This window comes from Nostoc sp. (assembly GCF_036917315.1).
Taxonomy (GTDB): Bacteria; Cyanobacteriota; Cyanobacteriia; order Cyanobacteriales; family Nostocaceae; genus Nostoc.
Genome location: NZ_JBALDR010000034.1, coordinates 137,480 through 159,533, shown reverse-complemented (window position 1 = coordinate 159,533; position 22,054 = coordinate 137,480). Strand labels below are relative to the sequence as shown.

11 protein-coding genes are annotated in these 22,054 nt (G+C 42.7%); 2 read left to right on the top strand and 9 right to left on the bottom strand.

What is annotated here, in order from left to right; translation table 11 throughout:
- Nucleotides 1–380 precede the first annotated feature (380 nt).
- Complete coding sequence (locus V7K84_RS16105; protein ID WP_334839438.1) at nt 381–857, bottom strand: Uma2 family endonuclease; 477 nt, start codon at nt 855–857, stop codon at nt 381–383.
- A gap of 161 nt (nt 858–1,018) precedes the next feature.
- Here V7K84_RS16105 and V7K84_RS16100 point away from each other — a divergent pair, with 161 nt between their 5' ends.
- Complete coding sequence (locus tag V7K84_RS16100; protein WP_334839437.1) at nt 1,019–4,387, top strand: YlcI/YnfO family protein; 3,369 nt, start codon at nt 1,019–1,021, stop codon at nt 4,385–4,387.
- A gap of 28 nt (nt 4,388–4,415) precedes the next feature.
- Here the strand turns inward: V7K84_RS16100 and V7K84_RS16095 are convergent, their stop codons facing one another.
- From V7K84_RS16095 to V7K84_RS16070, 6 genes are all read right to left on the bottom strand, one after another.
- Nucleotides 4,416–6,485 (bottom strand): prolyl oligopeptidase family serine peptidase, encoded by a 2,070-nt coding sequence (locus tag V7K84_RS16095; protein WP_334839435.1) that lies wholly within the window; start codon nt 6,483–6,485, stop codon nt 4,416–4,418.
- Nucleotides 6,486–6,702: 217 nt separating this feature from the next.
- On the bottom strand, nt 6,703–12,624 hold the full coding sequence (locus V7K84_RS16090) for a hybrid sensor histidine kinase/response regulator (RefSeq protein ID WP_334839434.1): 5,922 nt from the start codon (nt 12,622–12,624) through the stop codon (nt 6,703–6,705).
- A 110-nt stretch (nt 12,625–12,734) separates the two neighbouring features.
- Entirely contained in the window at nt 12,735–15,674 is a 2,940-nt protein-coding gene (locus V7K84_RS16085) for a methyl-accepting chemotaxis protein (protein WP_334839670.1), read from the bottom strand.
- Nucleotides 15,675–15,688: 14 nt separating this feature from the next.
- Nucleotides 15,689–16,219 (bottom strand): chemotaxis protein CheW, encoded by a 531-nt coding sequence (locus tag V7K84_RS16080; protein ID WP_334839433.1) that lies wholly within the window; start codon nt 16,217–16,219, stop codon nt 15,689–15,691.
- Between the two features lie 13 nt (nt 16,220–16,232).
- A complete protein-coding gene (locus tag V7K84_RS16075; protein ID WP_069073698.1) occupies nt 16,233–16,598 on the bottom strand; it encodes a response regulator transcription factor in 366 nt (121 codons plus the stop codon).
- 252 nt (nt 16,599–16,850) lie between these two features.
- Nucleotides 16,851–18,029, bottom strand: a complete 1,179-nt coding sequence (locus V7K84_RS16070; RefSeq protein ID WP_334839431.1) for a response regulator — start codon at nt 18,027–18,029, stop codon at nt 16,851–16,853.
- A 384-nt stretch (nt 18,030–18,413) separates the two neighbouring features.
- Here V7K84_RS16070 and hmpF point away from each other — a divergent pair, with 384 nt between their 5' ends.
- The gene (hmpF, locus tag V7K84_RS16065) at nt 18,414–20,177 is read left to right on the top strand and encodes a pilus motility taxis protein HmpF (RefSeq protein ID WP_334839430.1); all 1,764 of its coding nucleotides are present in this window, start codon (nt 18,414–18,416) and stop codon (nt 20,175–20,177) included.
- 193 nt (nt 20,178–20,370) lie between these two features.
- Here hmpF and tilS read toward each other — a convergent pair whose 3' ends face one another.
- Nucleotides 20,371–21,366, bottom strand: a complete 996-nt coding sequence (gene tilS / locus V7K84_RS16060; RefSeq protein ID WP_334839428.1) for a tRNA lysidine(34) synthetase TilS — start codon at nt 21,364–21,366, stop codon at nt 20,371–20,373.
- A gap of 61 nt (nt 21,367–21,427) precedes the next feature.
- Nucleotides 21,428–21,769, bottom strand: a complete 342-nt coding sequence (locus tag V7K84_RS16055) for a KGK domain-containing protein (RefSeq protein WP_334839426.1) — start codon at nt 21,767–21,769, stop codon at nt 21,428–21,430.
- Nucleotides 21,770–22,054 lie beyond the last annotated feature (285 nt).

Below are 22,054 nucleotides of genomic sequence, written 5' to 3'. Positions count from 1 at the left end.
GATAAAAATATTAAACTTCTTGCTCGCATCGGGAAAAGCGGTAATACTGTTCGATTAAGACAAGACGCGATGAATCGCCGTCTCTACAATAATCATTCCTTTGTAGAGAGGGTGATTTATCGCATCTTTAATAATCTAGAATTTTCATCAAAAAATCTTAACCGAAGCGTATTGAGAGTGAAGGTAAATAATTGTTTGTCTTCATTATTATTGCTTAACCATTTGTTAAGGTTGATATCGCATAATTTATGAAATAGATGATAATTTAAATGAAGCAAAGGTTAGTTTTATCCAGGTTTTAATTAAAGATTATCAAGACTTTTAAGATACATTTTAAAAATAATTAATTTAGGCGATCGCCTCTCCTATATTCTCTAATATTACCGTTTAATTTGCTTAGGAAAGTTAGGAAATAACAAAGATTGCTCTAACTCCACTTGCTCATTATAGAATGTCATTTTACCTTGTTCATTACATAACCATACTTCCACAGCTTCAGCTTCTAAATATAAATTTCTTTTAAATTCCATTTCTTCCAAAGTGTTACCACTAGATTTTACTTCTACACAAATTTCTGGTGCAATAGATGCTGATACTTCATCTTCAATTTGAGAAAATCTTTCTTCCGAACACCAGACAACATCAGCAACTTTCACACTGTCTGATGTGTTGATAGCACATTCTGGCATTACTTCTCCGGCATTCAATAAAGATTCTAATAAACGTTGAATTCTTCCTTGATAAAAAGAATGTTTAATTTTGACTGGACTCATGACGATTTGACCCCATTTATTTAATTCAATTTTGAAGGGTAAATCTTGTAATTGTTTGTGTTCGCAAACTTCTTCCCATTTCATAATTAATATTTGCCTAGAGTGATTGATTGAATTTTAACTCATCTATCAATATTAAGACTCACCCTCTAATTGCAGATAAGGAGAGTGAAACCAAATTCAGTCGTACTATTCTATGGGCACAATACAATAAATGGTATCAATATCTGGTTACACTCATTGCTATGGAACGCGAAGCCTTAACAATCTGTTTTCCGCCTGACTTGCTTGCAAAAGCCAGGAAACTCAAGGAAGGTAGCGAATCATTTAATGATTTAATAGTTAAGGCTTTAGAACGGGAAATGCGACACCGCCAGAGATCGGCAGCCGATCGCAAGGCAAGGGCAGAAAACTCCCTGCCTCAAGTTACCCAAGCCGATGCGTTTCGAGTCAAGCTCACCAATGCGCTACGCCCGCTGACTGATGCTAATGAGATTCAGACGATCGCTGCCCGTATTCTAGGCGAGTCTCTAGGTGCAAGCCGCGTCATTTACATCGAAGTGTTACCCGGCGGTAAAAAGGTCATCGTTCATAAAAACTACACGAACGGTGTTGCCGAACTGAGCGGGCTGTACCATCTAGAAGACTTCGGACGCAACCTGACAGATGACCATCGAGCGGGGCGAACGGCGATCGTTCCCGATGTGGCCAACTACCCTAAATACACAGCTAGCGAAAAGGCAAGGTATCGATCGATCGATATTGCCGCGCATATTGATGTGCCGCTGATCGAGAACGATCGATTTGTCGCTTTGCTGGCAGTGCATCAGGCAAACCCTCACCAGTGGACGGAAGATGAAGTGAAACAAGTCGAGGAAACAGCAGAGCAGACGTGGGCAGCCGTTGAGCGTGCCCGTGCTGAAGCAGCATTACGTGAGAGCCGCACCGAACTCGAAGGGCAACTGCGGAAGTTCAACGCGATCGTCGCGGCAATTCCCGATTTTATTTACACCTTTGATTTGGCGGGACGATTCACCTATATCAGCCCAGCGTTGCTCAATCTTTGGCAAAAAACTTCGGATGAAGCTTTGGGAAAAAACTTTTTTGAGCTGGATTATCCAACCGATTTAGCAACCCGACTTCAGCAACAGATTCAACAGGCGATCGCCACGCGCCAGCCAATAAAGGATGAAACACCCTACACTAGCGCAATCGGCACGCGCGCCTATGAATATATTTTCGTGCCACTTTTGGGTATAAACGGCGCAGTAGAAGCAGTGGCAGGTGTAACGCGAGATATCACCGAGCGCAAACAGGTAGAGCAAGCCTTGCGCCAAAGCGAGGAGCAGACTCGGAATATTCTGGAGAGCATCGCTGAAGCCTTCTTTGCACTGGATGAGAACTGGCACTTTACCTATCTGAATCCATCTGCGGAAACACTACTCGATCGCACTCCAGGCGATTTAGTTGGCAAGAATTTGTGGTCAGAGTATCTAGGACTGATTGGCAATGAGTTGGCGCAGGTCTACTTGAGCACCATGCGCGATCGTGTGGCTGCGTCAATGACTGCGTTTTATCCAGATCACGATCGCTGGTACGAAGTTCGCACCTACCCCGCCCCAAATGGCATCACCGTTTATTTCAGGAATGTTACCGAGCAAATTCAAGCCGAAGCCGCCCTGCGTCAATCAGAAGAACGCTACCGGACGCTGTTTGAGTCGATTGATGAAGGCTTCTGCATTGTTGAAGTGCTACTTGACGAAAATGATACGCCGATCGACTACCGCTTCTTAGAGATCAATCCCACCTTTGAGCAACAAACGGGAATTCAACAAGCTGTTGGTAAAACAGCGCGTCAGTTAAATTTAGAAGATCACTGGATTGAAATTTACGGTCAAGTCGCTCTGACGGGTGAATCCATTAGGTTTGAAAATAGCTCCAAAACCCTGAACCGTTGGTTTGATGTCTATGCCTGTCGCACGGATGAGCCGCAAGCGCGAAAAGTTGCCATTGTTTTTAAAGATATTAGCGGTCGCAAACAGGCAGAACAAGACCTGCGGGAAGCGCAAGTGCAATTAGAGTCTGCTTTAGCAGCAGGAGCCATTTACACATGGCGGTGGCAGATTCCTGAGGATCGCGTGATTGTGAATAAAGCCTTTGCCCTTCTGTTTGGTGTTGACCCAGAGACGGCGGCGACTGGCTTGCCGATCGAACTGTTTGTACAAGCAATGCACGAAGAAGACTGTCCACGAGTGGTTGCAGCTATTAACCAGGCGATCGAAACTGGTGAAGAATATACCGCTGAGTACCGCGTTTATACAGCGGCAGGTGAGGAACGCTGGCTGGCAGCACGTGGTCGCGTTGAATATGCGGCTGATGGCAGACCGCTGGCTTTTCCTGGGGCACTGGCAGATATCACTGACCGCAAGCAAGCTGAAACTGAACGGGAACGACTGCTGACACAAGAGCAGGTTGCTAGAGAAGCAGCCGATCGCGCCAACCGGATCAAAGATGAGTTTTTGGCGGTGCTGTCCCATGAATTGCGATCGCCTCTCAACCCGATCTTGGGTTGGGCGCGCTTACTACAAAACGGCAAACTGAGCAAAGCTCGTACAGCCGAAGCCTTGAAAACGATCGAGCGAAATGCCAATCTACAGACGCAACTAATCGAAGACTTGCTCGACATCTCCCGCATCATGCAGGGTAAACTCAGCTTAACAACGGCTCCGGTAAGTTTGACCTTTGTGATTTCTGCCGCCATTGAAACGGTGCGTTTGGCAGCAGAAGCAAAAAATATTGCGATCGCTCTCGATCTTGACCCTGAGATCGCTCTGATTTCTGGCGATGTAGCCCGATTGCAGCAGGTGGTGTGGAATTTGCTTACCAATGCGGTTAAGTTCACACCCAACGGCGGACAAGTGACGATTGAACTGCGGCAATTCCATCAATTAGCTCAGATTCGAGTAATCGATACTGGCAAGGGCATCAATCCACAGTTTTTGCCCCATGTATTTGAGTATTTTCGGCAAGAAGACGGCTCAACGACACGCAAATTTGGCGGGTTGGGATTGGGTCTAGCGATCGTGCGGCAGATTGTAGAAATGCACGGGGGCAGGGTTACAGCAGAAAGTCAGGGTGAAAATCAAGGCGCAACCTTCATCATCCAATTGCCTGTGATGCAGCAGGCAATATCAATCGCATCCGAGCCAATCCACACACAGACAGAACCAGAAGTGCCTTTAGACGGCGTTCAAATTTTGCTGGTGGATGATGAGCCAGATACTCGTGAGTTTCAGACATTTGTCCTGGAACTAAGCGGGGCAAATGTGACAGCCGTCGCTTCTGGCTTAGAAGCTTTGCAAGCTCTAGAGCAGTTCACTTTTGACGTGCTAGTGAGTGACATAGGCATGGCTGAGATGGACGGCTATATGCTGATGCAGCAGATTCGATCTCGCCCACCAAATCAAGGAGGAACCATTCGGGCGATCGCACTAACCGCTTATGCCGCAGAAATTGACCAAAAAAGAGCACTTCAGGTAGGATTTCAAACTCATATTACAAAACCTGTAGAGCCAGAGAAGTTAGTGAAGGCGATAGTTAGTTTAGTTTCGTAGGGTAGGCATTACCCACCCGACAAAGTTACTAAAATTTCACATCTAAAGCACGTACCAAAAAAGCCCATTTGTCTGCGGCTTCTTCGATAATTTTAGCCGTGGGTTTACCCGCGCCATGTCCTGCTTTAGTCTCAATTCTAATTAGGGTTGGCGCATCACCTGTGTGAGCTTCTTGCAAAGCAGCGGCAAATTTGAAACTATGAGCAGGGACAACGCGATCGTCATGATCGGCTGTGGTAATTAAGGTTGCTGGGTAAGCTGTATTTGGTTTGATGTTATGTAATGGCGAATAAGCATATAGCGCCGGAAACTCTTCTGGATTATCCGCTGAACCATATTCAGAAGTCCAAGCCCAACCGATGGTAAATTTGTGGAACCGCAACATATCCATGACGCCGACGGCGGGTATTGCTGCACCAAATAAATCGGGACGTTGCGTTATACAAGCACCCACTAATAAACCGCCGTTACTACCACCTGCGATCGCTAGCTTCTCAGTCTTAGTATACTTGTTAGCAATCAACCACTCAGCAGCCCCAATAAAGTCATCAAAGACATTCTGCTTTTGATCTTTTATTCCTGCTTGATGCCATTCTTCGCCGTATTCTCCACCGCCACGGATATTAGGCATAGCATAGACACCACCCATCTCCATCCACACCAACAGACTCACAGAAAAGCCAGGTGTCATTGAAGCATTAAAACCACCATAAGCATAGAGATAAGTAGGGTTATTTCCATCTAATTTAATACCCTTTTTGTGCGTAATAAACATTGGTACTCTAGTACCATCTTTGCTGTGATAAAAGACTTGTTTTGTCTCGTACTCATCAGGATTAAAATCCACCTGTGGTTGACGGAAAACCTCACTTTTTCCTGTCACCATGTTGTAGCGATAAATAGTACCTGGTATGGTAAAGCTGGTAAAGCTATAAAAAGTTTCAGTATCATAACGCTTACCCCCAAAGCCACCTGCTGAACCGAGTCCGGGTAATTCTATCTCTCGAATAAACGCACCTTTGAGGTCAAAAATTTTGATTTGACTGTGAGCATCTTTGAGGTAATCAGCAACGAATTGATTGTTAAGTATACCGACACTTTCCAAAGTTTCTGGTGATTGGGGGATGATTTCTCGCCAATTTTCTGGCGCAGGGTTTTTCGTGTCAATTGCAATAACTCTTCCCCTTGGTGCATTTAAATCTGTGCGAAAATAAAAGACGCTATCATCATTGTCGATAAAGCTATAATCTGCCTCAAATTGGTTAATTAGTTCTACAACTTCCGCATTAGGGTTAGTTAAATCTTTGGAAAAAACTAAATTTTTAGAGTCAGTCCCTAGCCAAATTGAAATTATTAGATAGCGTCCATCTTCAGTAACACCACCACTAAAACCCCATTCCTTTTGGTCGGGACGATGATAAATTAGTACGTCTTCTGATTGGGGTTTACCTAGTTGATGATAGTAGAGTTTTTGATAATAGTTGACATCTTCTAATCGAGTTTTTTCATTTGGTTCATCGTAGCGACTGTAGAAAAAACCTTGATTATCGTGTGTCCAAGATGCGCCAGAAAATTTAATCCACTTCAGATGGTCTTGGAGGTCTTCACCAGTTTCAACATTGCGTACTTTCCACTCTTGCCAATCAGAACCAGAAGACGATAGACCATAAGCTAAAAGTTTACCATCCTCGCTAATCGACAATCCCGAAAGAGCAACAGTGCCATCTTCTGAGAGTTTATTGGGATCGAGTAAAACTTTGGGTTGGTCGTCGAGAGTTTTCAAGGTGTAAAAGACACTTTGATTTTGCAGTCCGTCATTTTTGAAATAAAAGTAGCGATCATCTTCTTTAAAAGGAATACCGTATTTTTCATAATCCCAAAGTTTGGTGAGGCGCTGTTTAATTTTTTCCCTAGCAGGAATTTCACTCAGGTAGCCAAAAGTAACTTGATTTTGTGCCTCAATCCAAGTTCTTGTTTCTTCGGAGTCAGGATCTTCTAACCAACGGTAAGGATCTGCGACTAAAGTACCGTGGTAATTATCAGCTTGATTGCTTTTATCACTGGTTGGATAAGTGAGAGATTTTTCAGAAGAAGGCATAGTCTTAGGTCAAAGTGCTTCTTTACATACTACAAAGATAGACCCAAGACTTGGGGTATACACTCTAATTGTTCTCAAAAAGAAAGCCCCGGCTTCTGACGGGGCAATACGTGCTATTTTTGCTTATAGAACAATTGTACTATTAAAAAATAGTATTAGCTTTAATCGAAGTAGAAGCCTGTAGAGTTTTCCCTAAAATCGAAGTATTTTGGTTGATTTAGTTAACGAGTTTCTCTCCTTTCAGCATCCGCGCTGCGGCTTCAAGTAGAGCTTCTTCGAGATAGGGCTTGGTAAAGTAACCACTAGCACCGAGTTGAGCGGCAATTTGTCTGTGCTTGTCTGCACCGCGCGAGGTGAGCATTGCGATCGGTAAGTGGTTAAGGTTAGAGTCTTTCTGGATGCGAGAGAGCAATTCCAGTCCATCGCAACGGGGCATTTCGATGTCGCAAAATACGATATCGCAAGGCAGACCAGAGCGGAGTTTATCCCAAGCTTCCTGACCGTCACGTGCCTGTTCTACGCGATAACCTGCTTTGTTAAATGTCAGGGATAGCAATTCTCGGACTGTAATTGAGTCATCGACAATCAGCACTGTCGGGTCAATCTTCGCGGGAGAGGTATCTGGAGGAGTGAGTTTTTGTTGCCAAGAACTGCCACCAGCTTGAGTAGAAATCCGTCCCTGAAAGATGTCAATTATTTCTAGCACGTCAGCAATGGGCATAATCCGACCATCACCCAAGACTGTAGCACCAGCAACACCAATCGGTTTAGGTGCTGGTCCTTCAAATTGCTTAATTACAATTTCTTGTTCGCTTAACACCAGGTCAATCTGTAGAGCAATCAGGGTATTTGCCGATCGCACCACAACCACAGAAACCATATCATCATCTCTGGTGCCGCCATAGACATTACCGCGACTGATTTGGCGATTGAAGGTTAAAAGTTCCTTCAAGGGTCGGAATGGTAGCACCGTATCGCGCCAGGAAATAAATGATTGCCCATTGGCATCATGCTGAATATTTTTGACGGGAATATCTAGCGTATCTTCTACACCATCCATTGGGAAAGCGATCCTGGAGCGATCGGAGACGCAGCAGAGAGCTTTACAAATACTCAGAGTCAGTGGTAAACGAATCGTGAAGGTAGTCCCCTTGCCGATCGCAGAATCGGTGTTAACTGTTCCCCGAATTTCACTAATTTCGGAGCGCACCACGTCCATACCCACGCCACGGCCAGAAATTTCATCGGCTTGGTCTTTAATCGTAAAACCAGACTGGAACAGTAGATCGTAGACTTCCAGACGAGACATCGCTTTTGCCTGCGCTTCTGTAATCATGCCAATCTTCACAGCCTTAGCCTTAACCCTTGCCGAATCGATACCTGCGCCATCATCGCCTACAGATATGATCGTTTGGTTCCCTTGGTGGAAGGCACGGATAGTAATGATTCCTACAGGTGGTTTACCAGCAGCTTGTCTCTCTTCTGGCGTTTCAATACCGTGAGCGATCGCATTATTCAACATGTGAGTCAGCGGATCGGTAAGATGATCCAAAATCATCTTGTCAATTAAAGTATCGCCACCTTCGATCAGCAACTCTACTTGTTTGCCACACTTAATGGCGTTGTCGCGCACTCCTCGCCGCCAGCGATCGATAGTTTGAGCAAAAGGCACCATTCGCGCTCTAGTTAATCCCTCTTGTAGCTGGGTGGTTACTTGACGGAACTGCCTAGCGACTCGTTCGGTTTCTTCGGTAACAAAATCAATGTCACTAGCTGACTCACGCACTCGGACAATGCGCTCAATCATCTGCTGTGAGAGTGTGTGGAAGGGAGTAAAACGATCCATTTCTAGCTCGCTAAAACCCCGATCTGCATTAAAATCAGGGGCTTGTAAGCCGCCGGGGTCTTTCTTTTTGCGTCCAGCTAATAGAGACGCTTCCAGTAGCGATCGCTCATACAACTCCTGCATCCTTGCACCTACATCTGAGAGTTGTTGTACCTGAATCAACAAGTTATCTAATGACTGTCGCAGTCGTTCATGATCTTGCTCTAAGGTATTGCGATTTACCACCAACTCCCCAACTAAATTACTCATATCGTCCAGTTGCTTAACTGGAACCTTCATCGTTTCTTCAAATCTCGCAGCCCGACGAGTAGAGGGACGGTTAGCTTGGCTGGTGTTCGATTTTACTACAGTAGAATGGGATATTGTTTGATTTGCTTCTGCCAGCAACTTTTCTAAGTCACCAAATTCATCTTTTATAACTGGTGATGGAATAGCATTTTTAGCTGAGACTGGTTGAGTGTTGAAAGGCTGGCGTTGGCGTAGCCCGTCATAGACATCGCTGTTGTTATCTGTACTTAGTAAGTCTTCCAGGGCAGCAAAATCTACTTCTGGTATCTTCTTAGCTTTGGGGATGGGTGCTACTTCCTCTCCTAATAATGCTGCCAAGTCTGCAAATTCATCTTCTTGAGCAACTATTTCAGTGGTTTCTGTAAACAATAAATTATTTTCAACAACTGTGTTTTCTGTTAATTCAAAGGTAGTTTCTAAATTATTATTTTCCTCTGTCTGTAAAACTTCTGGGCTTGTCTGGGCTGAATCTGAACTTTCCCCAAAACTGATAGTTTCTGATAGTTCATCCACAGTATTCTCTGTGGTTTCCATCTGAATATAGGTCAATTCATTTATAGCGACATCCTCAGAGTCGAACAAATCACCTAGCTGTGCTTGGAATGATGCTGAATCTGAATTTTCCTCAAAATTGATAGTTTCTGATAGTTCATCCACAGTATTCTCTGTGGTTTCCATCTGAATATAGGTCAATTCATTTGTAGCGACATCTTCAAACAGCAGTTGTGGATTTTCATCGAAAGAACCGAACAATTCACTTGACTGTGCTTCGGGTGATGCTGAATCTGAACTTTCCCCAAAATTGATAGTTTCTGATAGTTCATCCACAGTATTCTCTGTGGTTTCCATCTGAATATAGGTCAATTCATTTGTAACTACATCCTCGGAGTCGAACAAATCACCTAGCTGTGCTTGGAATGATGCTGAATCTGAATTTTCCTCAAAATTGATAGTTTCTGATAGTTCATCCACAGTATTCTCTGTGGTTTCCATCTGAATATAGGTCAATTCATTTGTAGCGACATCTTCAAACAGCAGTTGTGGATTTTCATCGAAAGAACCGAACAATTCACTTGACTGTGCTTCGGGTGATGCTGAATCTGAATTTTCCTCAAAATTGATAGTTTTTGATAGTTCATCCACAATATTCTCTGTGGTGTCCATCTGAATATAGGTCAATTCATTTGTAGCGACATCTTCAGAGTCGAACAAATCATCTAGCTGTGCTTGGAATGATGCTGAATCTGAATTTTCCTCAAAACTGACGGTTTCTGATAGTTCATCCACAATATTCTCTGTGGTTTCCATCTGAATATAGGTTAATTCATTTGTACCGACATCTTCAAACAGCAGTTGTGGATTTTCATCGAAAGAGCCGAACAATTCACTTGGCTGTGCTTCGGGTGGCGCTGAATCTGAATTTTCCTCAAAACTGATAGTTTCTGATAGTTCATCCACAATATTCTCTGTGGTGTCCATCTGAATATAGGTCAATTCATTTGTAGCGACATCTTCAAACAGCAGTTGTGGATTTTCATCGAAAGAGCCTAATGAATTAACTTCCAGATCAACAGCAGATATTTCTGGGGTCTGATTAGCAAATTCTGGAACAAAATCTAAAGATTCTGGTTGTTGGGGTCTGAGAATTTCTTCCCCAGAATGCTGCGCGAACAAAAGCGTCTCACTCGTGGAGGTATCGTTGATTATAGGAGAAATAGTTAAGTTACTTGATGTTAATTCATCAAATAAATTATCTCCAGAGTCTGCTGATAATATCAAATCTAGCTGTTCTTGATGCTGGAAATTGATATCAAAATCTTCTTCTATATCAAAATTGGCTATAGGAGAAGGTATGGACTGCTGATTATCAGCAAAAATGTCATCAGCCGCCGCAGTAAACAAACTTTCATCTAAAGCCCTTTCCACATTCTGATCAATTAAGGAATCGAATTCGTCCTTTTCCTCTGTGGTTTCCTGGTTCCAGAAGTTGCTCAGATCGTTTTCTGATTGAGAAAACTCAGGTTCTGTTACTGGAGGCGTATCGAATAAATCACTGATTTCTGGTTCACTTGTCGATAGTTGTGGCTGTTCTTTCATTTCAGCAAACAAGTTGTCCAAAGACAAGTCTGTTGGCTGGGGTAATTCTATGTAGTCACTAGGGGTAATTTTTTCTATCCAATTTGCATTTTTAGTTTCTAATAATAAGTTATCAAAATTGTTTTGTTGGTTGGTAGATAGTTCCACACTAGCGAACGGCTCAGTTTCTGGTTGAGTGACTTCGCCTGTTGGCAATAGTTCATCATCATCTAACTCCAGTGTCAAGAAATCTTCAACTACACTATTTTGGATAATCTCGCTATTAGTCTGGTTTGTATCACTATAAATATCAATAAATTCTTGTAAAACTTCGGAAGAAGATGAGTCTAAATTTATATCAAATTCGTTAATATCGCTCAACTCTAAAGGCGTAGCAGATATTTGTTGATTTTGCGGTTCTGAATTATCTTTTTCTAGGAAATGGTCGCCAAATAACAGGGATAAATCTTCTGTTGTAGCTGTGGTTGTTGGGTGTAGTGCGTTGCTTATATCTTCATTAAAGCAGAGCAAGTCAGATAAATCGTTATGAGCGTCTTCAGCCTCAGTGCTGCTCAAATCAATTCCAAAGTCATCGGTAGTAACAATATCTAAGCTTTCTTCTTGATGCCAGCTTTCATCTAGTTCAGGAGTCTCACCATCAAATAAATCGGCAAGGGTATTTAACTCAGCTATTCCTACCTCTGGCCCATTGGGATCGAGATTGTTACTGATTGGATGTGCTTCGTCATGTGTAGTGAAAGTAAGACTAGTGTTTCTACTTTCATTTAGTGGTGTTCCTTGTAACTGAAGGGAGGGGCGTTCGTCAGAGACGTTGGCGTAGCTATGTTCTTCAGTTGTCTGGGCTAACGCCTTGGTGTCACCAGATAGAATTGACTCTGATTCTGTCAAAACCGGAGATTGTTCATCAAATAGATCGGGGGTAATTTCTAATAACTCAATTTCTGCAAAGCTTAAAAGTGCCTCTAGTTGCTGACTAATTGCAATTTCGGCTTCTCTACCTTGCAGAACTAATTCTTGAGCTTGTTTGATTTCGGTAATGACAATTTTAGCTAAAGTCAGATAAGTATTTTCGGGATTGCCGATCGCACTGGCTGCTGCTTGACACAAACCACACCAATTGGGCAAATTCCAAGTTTCACCAAGTTTGACTAACTGGTGACAGCATTGCTGGAGGTTTTGTCGAGTTGAAAGTGTTGTAGTTTGCTTAAATAATTGCAACATTTCCCGCAGTGTTTGCAGCACTTGGGCTTGAAACTCACTCCAGTTATTATTTTCTTGAGCGGTGACTGGCGATAGCGCAGCGTTAGCGAGTCCGCGAGCGTCTAGGACCTCGTGGGGTGCTACCGAGTCTGGAGATTCCTGATGGGTGTATTCTGCCAGATCGGGAATATCTCGCCGCATGAAAAATTCTGTAAGTGTGGGGATATTCTCTATAGAGGTTGTAAGTTCTGTTGCGTCAGAACTGCTGGCTACTCCACTCTTTGCTTGTTCTACAAGTAGTTCCAGATGCTGATACAGCCATTGAAAGACTGGCTCAGTTTCTGACATCAAAGTATTAGCTGCATCTTCAGAAAGACCATAAGGGCCACTCAAATGCTCTAACAGCGATTTTAGGGTATCAGAGACACCAAGAAATAAAGACTCTAACTTTTGGTCAATCTGAACCGGATTATCTTTGAGAATTTTGAAACAATCTTCCAGACGGTGGGAGGTATGCTGGATGCTAGTCAATCCAAGCATCGCCGCTCCTCCTTTGATGGAGTGAGCCGCCCGGAAGACCTCACTGATCATTTCCGGGTCGTTTAGAGTACCCTCTAAATTCAGCAAGCCCTGCTCAATGGTATTCAGGTGATCCCTGGCTTCTTCGATAAAGTAACCCAAAATCCGCTGTTGTTGTTCCGGCAGCATAGCAAAAGTTATGAGTTATGAGTTATGAGTTATGAATTATGAGTTATGAGTTATGAGATGTGAGTTGTGATTTTTATTTCTAACTCCTTACTACCTAACTCCTAACTTTGTTACCTAGTTTCCATAGTTTCCACTCGGAAACGTTCAACGGAGGCGATCAAGTCACGGGATACACCTACTAAGTGTTGTAGGGCACCTGAAACTCGCTGTGCTTCTTGGGAAGTTTCTTGGGCGGTCAGTTCTACTGATTGCATTACATGAGCAACGGCGCGGGAGGTTTCCGTTTGTTCCACAGTGTCGCTAGTAATAGATCGCACAAGAATATCGATGCGATTCGCCACTTGAATAATGTTTTCGAGCGATCGCTTGGCATCTTCTGCCAATTTTGTCCCTTTAATTACTTGTTGTGTGCCTTCTTCCATCGCGGTCATTACAGAACCTGTTTCGCTTTGGATTTGCATCACGATTTGTTCAATTTCCTTCAGGGATTTAGCAGATTTATCTGCTAGCTGGCGTACTTCATCTGCAACGATCGCAAACCCGCGTCCCGCTTCTCCGGCTCTTGCCGCCTCAATACTAGCATTGAGTGCTAACAAGTTTGTTCTCGAAGCAATTTGAGAAATCAACGCCACAATTTTAGAAATTTCTTGGGAAGATTCCGCCAACCGCTTCACTTTGCGAGTGGTTTCGGCAACGGTTTCTCGAATTTCTAAAATCCCTGCTACGGTATTTTCTACTGCTTCGCCACCTTTCAAGGCGATCGTACTAGCATCACGAGCAACGGTTTCAGCTTCCCGTGCCGCCTCTGCTACCCGCTGAATCGAGTCGGTCATCACCTGTACAGAATTCAACGTTACTGCCAACTCTTCTGCTTGCCGCAAAGCATCACTAGATAAGGCTCTGGCAAAGGTTTCGGAGTTGGTTGCACCTTTTGTTACATCCTTCGCCGCTACTTTTACCTGTTGAACGATATCCCGCAGGTTTTGAATTGTTAGGTTAAAGGCGTCAGCTACAGCTCCCAGTACGTCAGCTGTCACTTCCGCTTGGACTGTTAAATCGCCTCTAGCAGCTCCTTCCACATCATCCAAGAGGCGGATCACCTGACGTTGCAGGTTTTCTTTGGCTTCCTCTTGTTCATCGGCTTTGCGTTGGGCTTCACTTGTGGTTGTGAAAATTACCCGCGCCATTTCATTAAAGCCAGTGGATAAATGCCCCAATTCATCTTCGGAATATACTGTAGCTTGAGCATTCAGATTTCCTTGACGTACAGCCTCAAACTGAGCTTGGAGGTCATCAGTTGTGCGCCGAATTTGTTTAAGCGCCAGATTCCCCATGAAGCCTGCGGTAGCAAAACCTGCAATCCCAGCAGCTAGTGACATTGCCCAACCTGTGTTTCGTACTGATTCTCGTTGTTGGGGTGGCGAAAATGTGGTGGCGACAAAGCTAACTGTGGCTACAACCAGCGCTGAGACAATGCCCACACTTCCAGCAATTAACCATTGTTTTCGTTCAATGGAAGCATTTTCTAATGGTGCTAACCATCCCTGCTCAATGCTGACGTTGGGTTCTAGTTTGGAGATATCTGTTTGGCTAAAGACTGGAACGGCTTCATGGGAACCAGTCATTGAGAAAAGTTCTTCTTCGCGATCGGCTGAATTACTTGCAAAAGCCTCTGCTACTTTAGGGCGTCCAGTGTCACTAGTTTCTGATGGAGCAGAATGCATTGCGACATTACCGAAGTTAGAATCTCCTTCGATCAGGTCAAACCCTGGAATATTGCCTAAATCGTCAAATTCCTCAAAGTCATCTAAAAACTCAATATTGCTCTTAGAATTTTCTCCATTCAGTATATTGCTTGAGTCTTCATAAGAGTTTAAACCCTCTGAGCCAAAGGCAGACTCAAATGCTTCCATATCAAAATTTTCATCGTCATCGAAGCTATTTTTACCGATGAATTCGCCTGATTTAAACTGCTTTTCCTGCCGAGGTAAATTACTATTAAAAGCTGATTCATTATCGGGTAAATTCGGCTGAAAATCTGATTCTACCTCCGCTTTTTTTGGTGTTAACCAACTATGTGATTCGGTTTCAGATAAGTTATTTTGACTGCCGTATTCCAAGTTATTTGTTGTTGGCGAATCATTTTTCGGTTCTTCTGAAACAATCAGTAAAGTTTCGTCTCCAAAACTAGATTTTTTATATTCTAAATTCCCCACACTCTGAGATGGAGACTTTGCTTCACTCAACAAATCAGGGAAATTATTCTCGTTATTATCAGTTTGTGAATTAGCAGATGAAGAGTTATTATTGTCAATATTTGAATTTCCGTAAGGAGAATTTATCCCATTATCTGAGAATTGACTATTTGCTAATGATTCTTCGGAAATCTCTTCTGAGATACTTTCCTGCCAAAAAGCAGGCAACTCTAATTCTGTGTTCTCCTCCCAGTTTTTATTTGACTCTTGTTCCTGTGATTCTTCATTCATGGCAAAAGGGTCATCACCAAAAGCTATAGAAGAATCTGATATTTTTTCTGTTCCAATACTATCTTCTGTGGGCAGATCGAATGGACTTTTTGAAGATGTATCTTCAACGCCATTCATACTTTCTTGATGCTCTCCAAAAAAGTTCAAATCAAGGTTGTCGCTGTCAAACTCCTGATTAGCGCTTAAATCTTCTAATTCTGATTCCCTATATGCCAGTGGATCGGATATCTCTGAAGAGTTTATTTCTTCTTGACTTTCTGATGGATCGATCTGCCCACTAAATGACTCTAAATATTGATTGATATTGTCAATTCCATTCTTGGCAAAACCAAGAATTTCTCGATCGTTAGTCAAGCCTAACACCTGTTGATATTCTTCTTTTGCTACATCATAGTGCTGTAAAACATAGTAGATGTGACCCCTCAACAAATGGGTATTGGGGTCATCTGGTAAATTTTGCACCACTTGGTCAACTAAAGTGGCCGCAACCTCATAATTTCTTTGAACATAGGCGGTCATCGCCTGTTGATATGTTGGCTCGTAATTATCAATACTTGCTGCCATTTCCTCCTCCAATTTCATCCTGCCCACCTAGCACTTCGTACAATTGCCATTTGATCGAGCAGTCGTAGACACTGATTGCTTTTAGCACCTAATGACCACTCTCCACGTAAAAAGGGAGCCATCGTATCTGGAACACTAGTTGGTGGCATCAGATTCTGGACATCCAACCAGTCCATACCACCGATTTCCTCTACTGCTAAACCCACTATTGTGTCTTGCTCTTCAATGGCAATCACCGAAATTTCAGCTCTATCCGTGTTTAATGCACCTGCTTCCCCCAGAAATTGACCCAAGTCGGCCACCCAAATAACTCGACCTCGTAAATTTAGAGTACCCAAAAGTAAAGGAGAAGCATTAGGAATCGGGGTGATTCTATCAGGACTTAGTTCAATTACCTCTCGGATGCCAGTTGCTTGTAGTGCAAACTCCTGATGCGAGGGAATGTAAAACCTCAAATGTAACTCACCTTCAGGACTTTCTACTTGTAATTCTGGTCGAAAGTGGTCTTGACCGCTGCCACTTAAAAAGTCCGGTTTGCTGACCATGTTGTTTTTATCCTTATCCTCGCAGCAGTTGTTTGACTGTTCCTACCAACTCGGTTGGTTGAAACGGTTTGGCTATGTAGGCATCTGCACCCTGCTTCATGCCCCAATAGCGATCGAATTCTTCGCCTTTAGAAGAACACATAACCACTGGGACATTTTGGGTTTTTGGATCGGATTTTAACCGCCGACAAACTTCGTAGCCGTTCATTCGGGGCATGACAATATCTAATACCACTAAATCTGGAGGTGCTATTTGAATTGCCTCTAACGCTTCTAATCCATCACTAGCATGGGTAACTGTTAGGCCAGTTGCTTTCAGGAGGTCTGTAATCATCTCCCTTTGCGCTATACTGTCTTCCACAATCAGAACTGTGCTCATAATTGTCTATTTACCTCCTGATTTAGACGTTCCTAATTGGAACATTCCCTGATTCCTCCGCAAGTATTAACTGTATAAATTAATTTTATGCCTTCACTATTTTCCCGGAGATTGACGTTTCACTCAGTTAACTGACTCTGTGATAACATCTTTTAACTCATCTTTTAGTAGATCAACAAATCTTTGATCTCTTTATATGCCCCATAGGTGAGAGAGATGAGGGAAAAATAATTAATGCCCCATGCCCAATTTTCATTGGTTGTTGATATATTTTTCTACGAGCATAAGTAACTCAGTATCTGTAAACGGCTTTGTCAAATAATCTGTTGCCCCGACCATCCTAGCTTTGACTCGATCCATAAACCCATCTTTCCCAGTAAGCATGATAATCGGCGTGAGCCGAAATGCTGTTGAATGTCGCAGCATGGCGCAAACCTCGTACCCTTCTAATTCCGACATGGCAATGTCGCATAAAATTAAATCCGGTTTGAGTTGAAAAACCAGACTCAGTGCTTCTAAGGGATTGGTGAGAGCGATCGCTTCATAGCCTTGTGGTTGTAAGATGGAATTTATAGTCTCACCGATGGCGATCGCATCGTCAATACATACTATCCGCCCCATCGGTTTTTCTTTCAATTCCCAGCTATCCGTGTGTGTATCTGGGTGATTAGTCTCTGAATATACTAGTTGTAGCCAACTTTGTTGCACATAAGGATATATTGCCTTAGCGACTGTCAAAATATCTCGGTTGAGATGGCGAGCTAGTTGTCGCAAGGATGTTTTACCATCAGCCCAATGTTGTAGCTTATTCACAGTTGCTTCTGGTAAAGAAGATTGTAGCTGAACTTTGTCAGATAGCACTGGCAATTGCTCTGGAGACTGAATGTGTGGATAGAGTTGCTTCCACTCTTGCAGCTGCTTGGTAATTTTTGTCACCAATGGAGCAATCTCATAAGTGTTTAATTGCGGGGCAAGTGCTGCACCCTGATGGAAAATGAAGTTACCTTGGCGTAAACTCAGCAAATCAAAGAGGGTTTCATGCACCAAACCGTAAATGATACTAGCAGCTATCTTTGGGTTGATGATATTCCGCTCCAATAGTGACCAAAGATAGGCATACTCTGGGGCGTCGGTTGGTGGTAGAGTAGCAATTTGTTTGTCGGTGAGTCGCATCTCAACTCGATAATGACGCAAATAATCGCTAATTCTGGATAAACTACTCTCGCCTTCTTGGCAATAGATAATTTGACCATTCAGGAAAAAGACGAACCAAGACTGTTGTTTAGGGCGATAAATGTTTGCTCCATCTCCACCCAGTTTGTTGTTATGGTGAGAGCTATAAGCTTCTACCCATAGTTGCCCTGTTCGCTGTCCCAATTCAATCAATTGCAGGATACTGCAAATATCAATTTCATTTAAATTTCCCTGCATTTAGCTAAAAAGTACTCCTTAAGTATTGCTGAATTCTGAATCGTGAATTATGACTTATTGTTTAAGTATTGATTATGGAGTATTGAAAAGATTTTTACTCTATTCTGATTGTCATTAGGGAATATATTAAGCTATAAACCTTCATCTTTCGTAATACACTTTGACAAAGCTAGTGTTAACACGGAAGTCATCACCACTGTCATCAGTACAAAATATAAAGGCGCGACCAGATCGCTTCTATAAGTATCAAGACGTAACATCTTGCGTCTATAGTTTTGTCTGTCTTGTTCTCCTCAACCTCGGTTCAGTGAGACAAGTTAACAGAATTATTTAAGGTATATCTCAAAACACGAACTTTAAGTGCATCAATAAAGGACTAACGGTGTGCTGTATTTAGCAGAAGTACAAAAACAGAAAGGTGGTTTACTCAGTGGCGGTGGCAAAACCGAACTGAAACTGCTAGCTTGTCAGCGAACTGACCAGAATTGGAGTACTGTGTCGGAAGAGGTGATTGCCGCTGAGGACGCAAGCAAATTAAATGATGGTGCTTTGGTACTGGCTGAACTGAATCCGAATCGTCAAGTGCAGCGGATTCAAGAAGCAGGGCGTCCACTTGTCAACATTTTGCAGAATTTTTCCCGCCAGTTGGAGAAATTTAAGCTCAAGGAAGATGAGATCGATCAGTGGAAACAGTCACTAACATTTCAGGCGCAAGAGTTGAATCGCCGTGAAATGGACATGGAGGTACGAGCAGAACAGTTGCAGCAATTGGAGGATGAGGTACAACATCTAGAGGAGCAAAAACAAGAAGTTGACACCTCCCGCCAGGAAATTGAACGATTACAAGGAGAAATTGAGCGCAACCGCCAAGAGTTGGAAGGCGCTTGGGAGCATTTACGGGGTGAGCAGCGTCGCCTGGAAGAACGCCAAGCGGATTTTCAACAAGGGACGGTTTTGGATGAGGAGCAAAGTCGAGTAATGAGTGAGTTACTCGATCGCTTGTCTAATCGTGTTAATCCTACGGAAACAGTTAGAGAACACCTGCATCTAGCCTTTGAATTGGTCGAAAACCAGCAAGCGACTCTTACCCCACACTGGCAAAAACTAGAGGAGCATAAAAGTGCGATCGCACAACAGCAAGAAGAAGTTGAGCGTTTATCACAAACTTTTAGCGATCGCCAAAATGCATTGCAAGAAGCACAAAATTCTCTAGTTCAGCAAACAGCCCAATTACAAATAAATACAGCAGACCTTACCAATAAGCAAGAGTATGCTCGGATCGTCAAAGAGCAGTTACGAAACGCCGAAGAGTTATATCAACAGATTCACTCTTTAGCGGCAACATCTGGTGACGTAGTTCTCGGCAAGCAAGCTGATGTGGAGGCTTTGGATAAAATGCCTTTAGAAGAACTACAAAAGATAGTGCAAGACTTGCAGCATAAGTTAGAAATAGACGCTAGCTTTGTTCACGATCAAGAACAAGAACTGAAATATAAACAAGAAGCTATAGAAGAACTCCAAACTAAATTAAATCAAGCATCTGACAATGACCATATCAATTTGGAACTAGAACTAACTGATGAAAAAGACCTTTATCAGATGCTAAATTCCAGTTTGGTGGGACAGCGCCGCAATATGCTACAGCACCAGAAGTTTCTCAAGCAACACAAAGCTGTAATGCTGCGACGCCAAGGACATACTGTTACTGAAGAAGAAGAAAGTAACAACAAAATTAATTTAGAACCGATTCTTTTACAAATTGAAACCCAGCGACAACAATATTCACAGGAAATCCAAAAGCTGGAACGTGAGATTGAGCAAATTCGTTCTGGTGTTGAGCTAAATCAGGGAATGATTGACAATCAAACTCACGATCTAGATGAAAAGCGCCAAGAACTGAAAGCGATCGAGGAAAACTTGCTATCCCTACGAAGAACAACTGCTGAATTCTCTGGTCGAGTGAATCTTTATCAAGAAGCGCTACAACCAATTCAGCATTCTCTAGATGGATTACGGCAAAAGCTGCAAGGAATTGGAGAATCTTTGGATCAATTCCAGGAAACTGGTGATTATCAAGTCCAAGCGATCGCTCAGTTGCGTCAGACTCTCCAGAGTTTAATGCCTCAGCCAGAATTACTAGCGTCTTAACAATTTTTGGGGCTTTAGCTAGGCTAAAGCCCAAGTATGAACTACAAGTTTAGTTATTACTCTATTCAGGATTATCCACTTCATGGACGCGATGTAGGGCTACCTTATCTTGTAGAATGATAATCTTTAATTTAGGTATTCTATATTCTATTAGCAATTAAATTATTGGAAACTCAGGAACTAATATTCCTAACTATTTCAAACAGATCCAGTCACCTTCTACTTGAGCGATCGCACCACCAGGAAATGGATCGGTTTGCGATCGGTTGGGCGCTATAATTAAAGCCGTTAATTTTTCGATGTGTTCAAAACTGGGCGCATCAGTCAGTATTTGCTGCAATACCTGACGCATCACGCGACGTTGCAACGCCAGTGGTGCTTTTTGTAATACCCGACGATTTAACCGTAAGGGAAGAAGAGGGGTAAGAGAATCTTCTTCATGTCTCATGCTCAATGCCCGATCTCGCAATTCCTGGGCTGCTTTTTCTAAATATTCCACTTCCGCTTGTAAAAGTTCTGCTGTTTGGCCTAAGGCTGATTCTACTTGGGGGTTGAAATTATCTCGCAAATATGGTATTAATTCTTGGCGAATGCGGTTGCGGGCATATTGCAAATCTTGATTGGTGGAATCTTCCCAAATTGCTAATTTAAATTCTTGACAAAATTTCTCTGTTTGTAAACGAGTGATTTCTAAAAGTGGACGCACTAGCATAATGCCTGTAGTTAGAGGGCGTTGCCAAGTCAGAGCTTGTAACCCATCAGCACCAGTACCGCGAATTAAATTGTAGAGGAGAGTTTCGGCGCGATCGCTGGCGGTGTGTCCTGTCACTATATATTGATAATTATTGGACTGAGCGATCGCACTTAAAGCTTGATAGCGCCAATCGCGTGCAGCAGCTTCACTATTTATCGGTTTGTTCGCTGTTTCTAAATAAAAGGATATACCCCAAGTTTTAGCTAAATTTTCGACGTGATGAGCATTAGCTTCGGAGTCAGAACGCCAGCGATGATCGCAGTGAGCAATACCTAAATCCCATCCCCATTTGGATTGTAAATCTAAAAGTAATTTTATTAAACACAAAGAATCTTGTCCGCCGGAGACAGCGACTAATAGCCGCTGGTTGCGCTCAAATAAGTGGCGCGATCTGATTGTGCGATGGATTTTTGCATGTAGGGGAGTCCATACCATTTATTTTTTCAGCGCACACAGAGATAATTTTCTATTATATCTGTGTATATCAACTTGGGTATTAGTTTTTACCTTCATTCAGTTGCTGCCGAAGATCGTCAAGGGGAGAGTTTTCGTGTTTGATGTCTAATCGATTATCTTCGATTTCAGTTTCATCAGGGCAGAATTCTAGGCGTACTCTAATTTTACCTGTCCGCCATTGTTGACCGGGTATTAAAACACAACATTCAAATCCTTCTCCAAATACTCTCGATCCTGACGATGTACATTGTTCTGCCCAAATTTTTTTGATTTCCTTGAATAACTGAAACACTATTTGAGTGCGGGGTAAATTTTCAAATGCTTCTTGATGAAAATGCACAACATCATCATCAGGATTTAAAGGTTCCCATTCATCATTCATAATCAATTTCCTGTAACTAAATTTATAGTTCCCAAGAGATTGAAATTAATTGTTTGGATTTGACTGACAGCCGCAACTTATTTAACTATCACTGCTAGTTAGGGGAAACTAATGAAGAGTCTTGAGTACAGTTAGCGGTAGCGAAGCGTTGAGTAGCGATCATCAGCCTGAAGATGGGGTGATAGAGATAATTTACTTAAAAGTAATAGTGCTAATTAAAACTTAGTATCTATCTCTCACCCAAGGGTAGAGGACATTATACATCATAAATTTCTGTTGTAATTA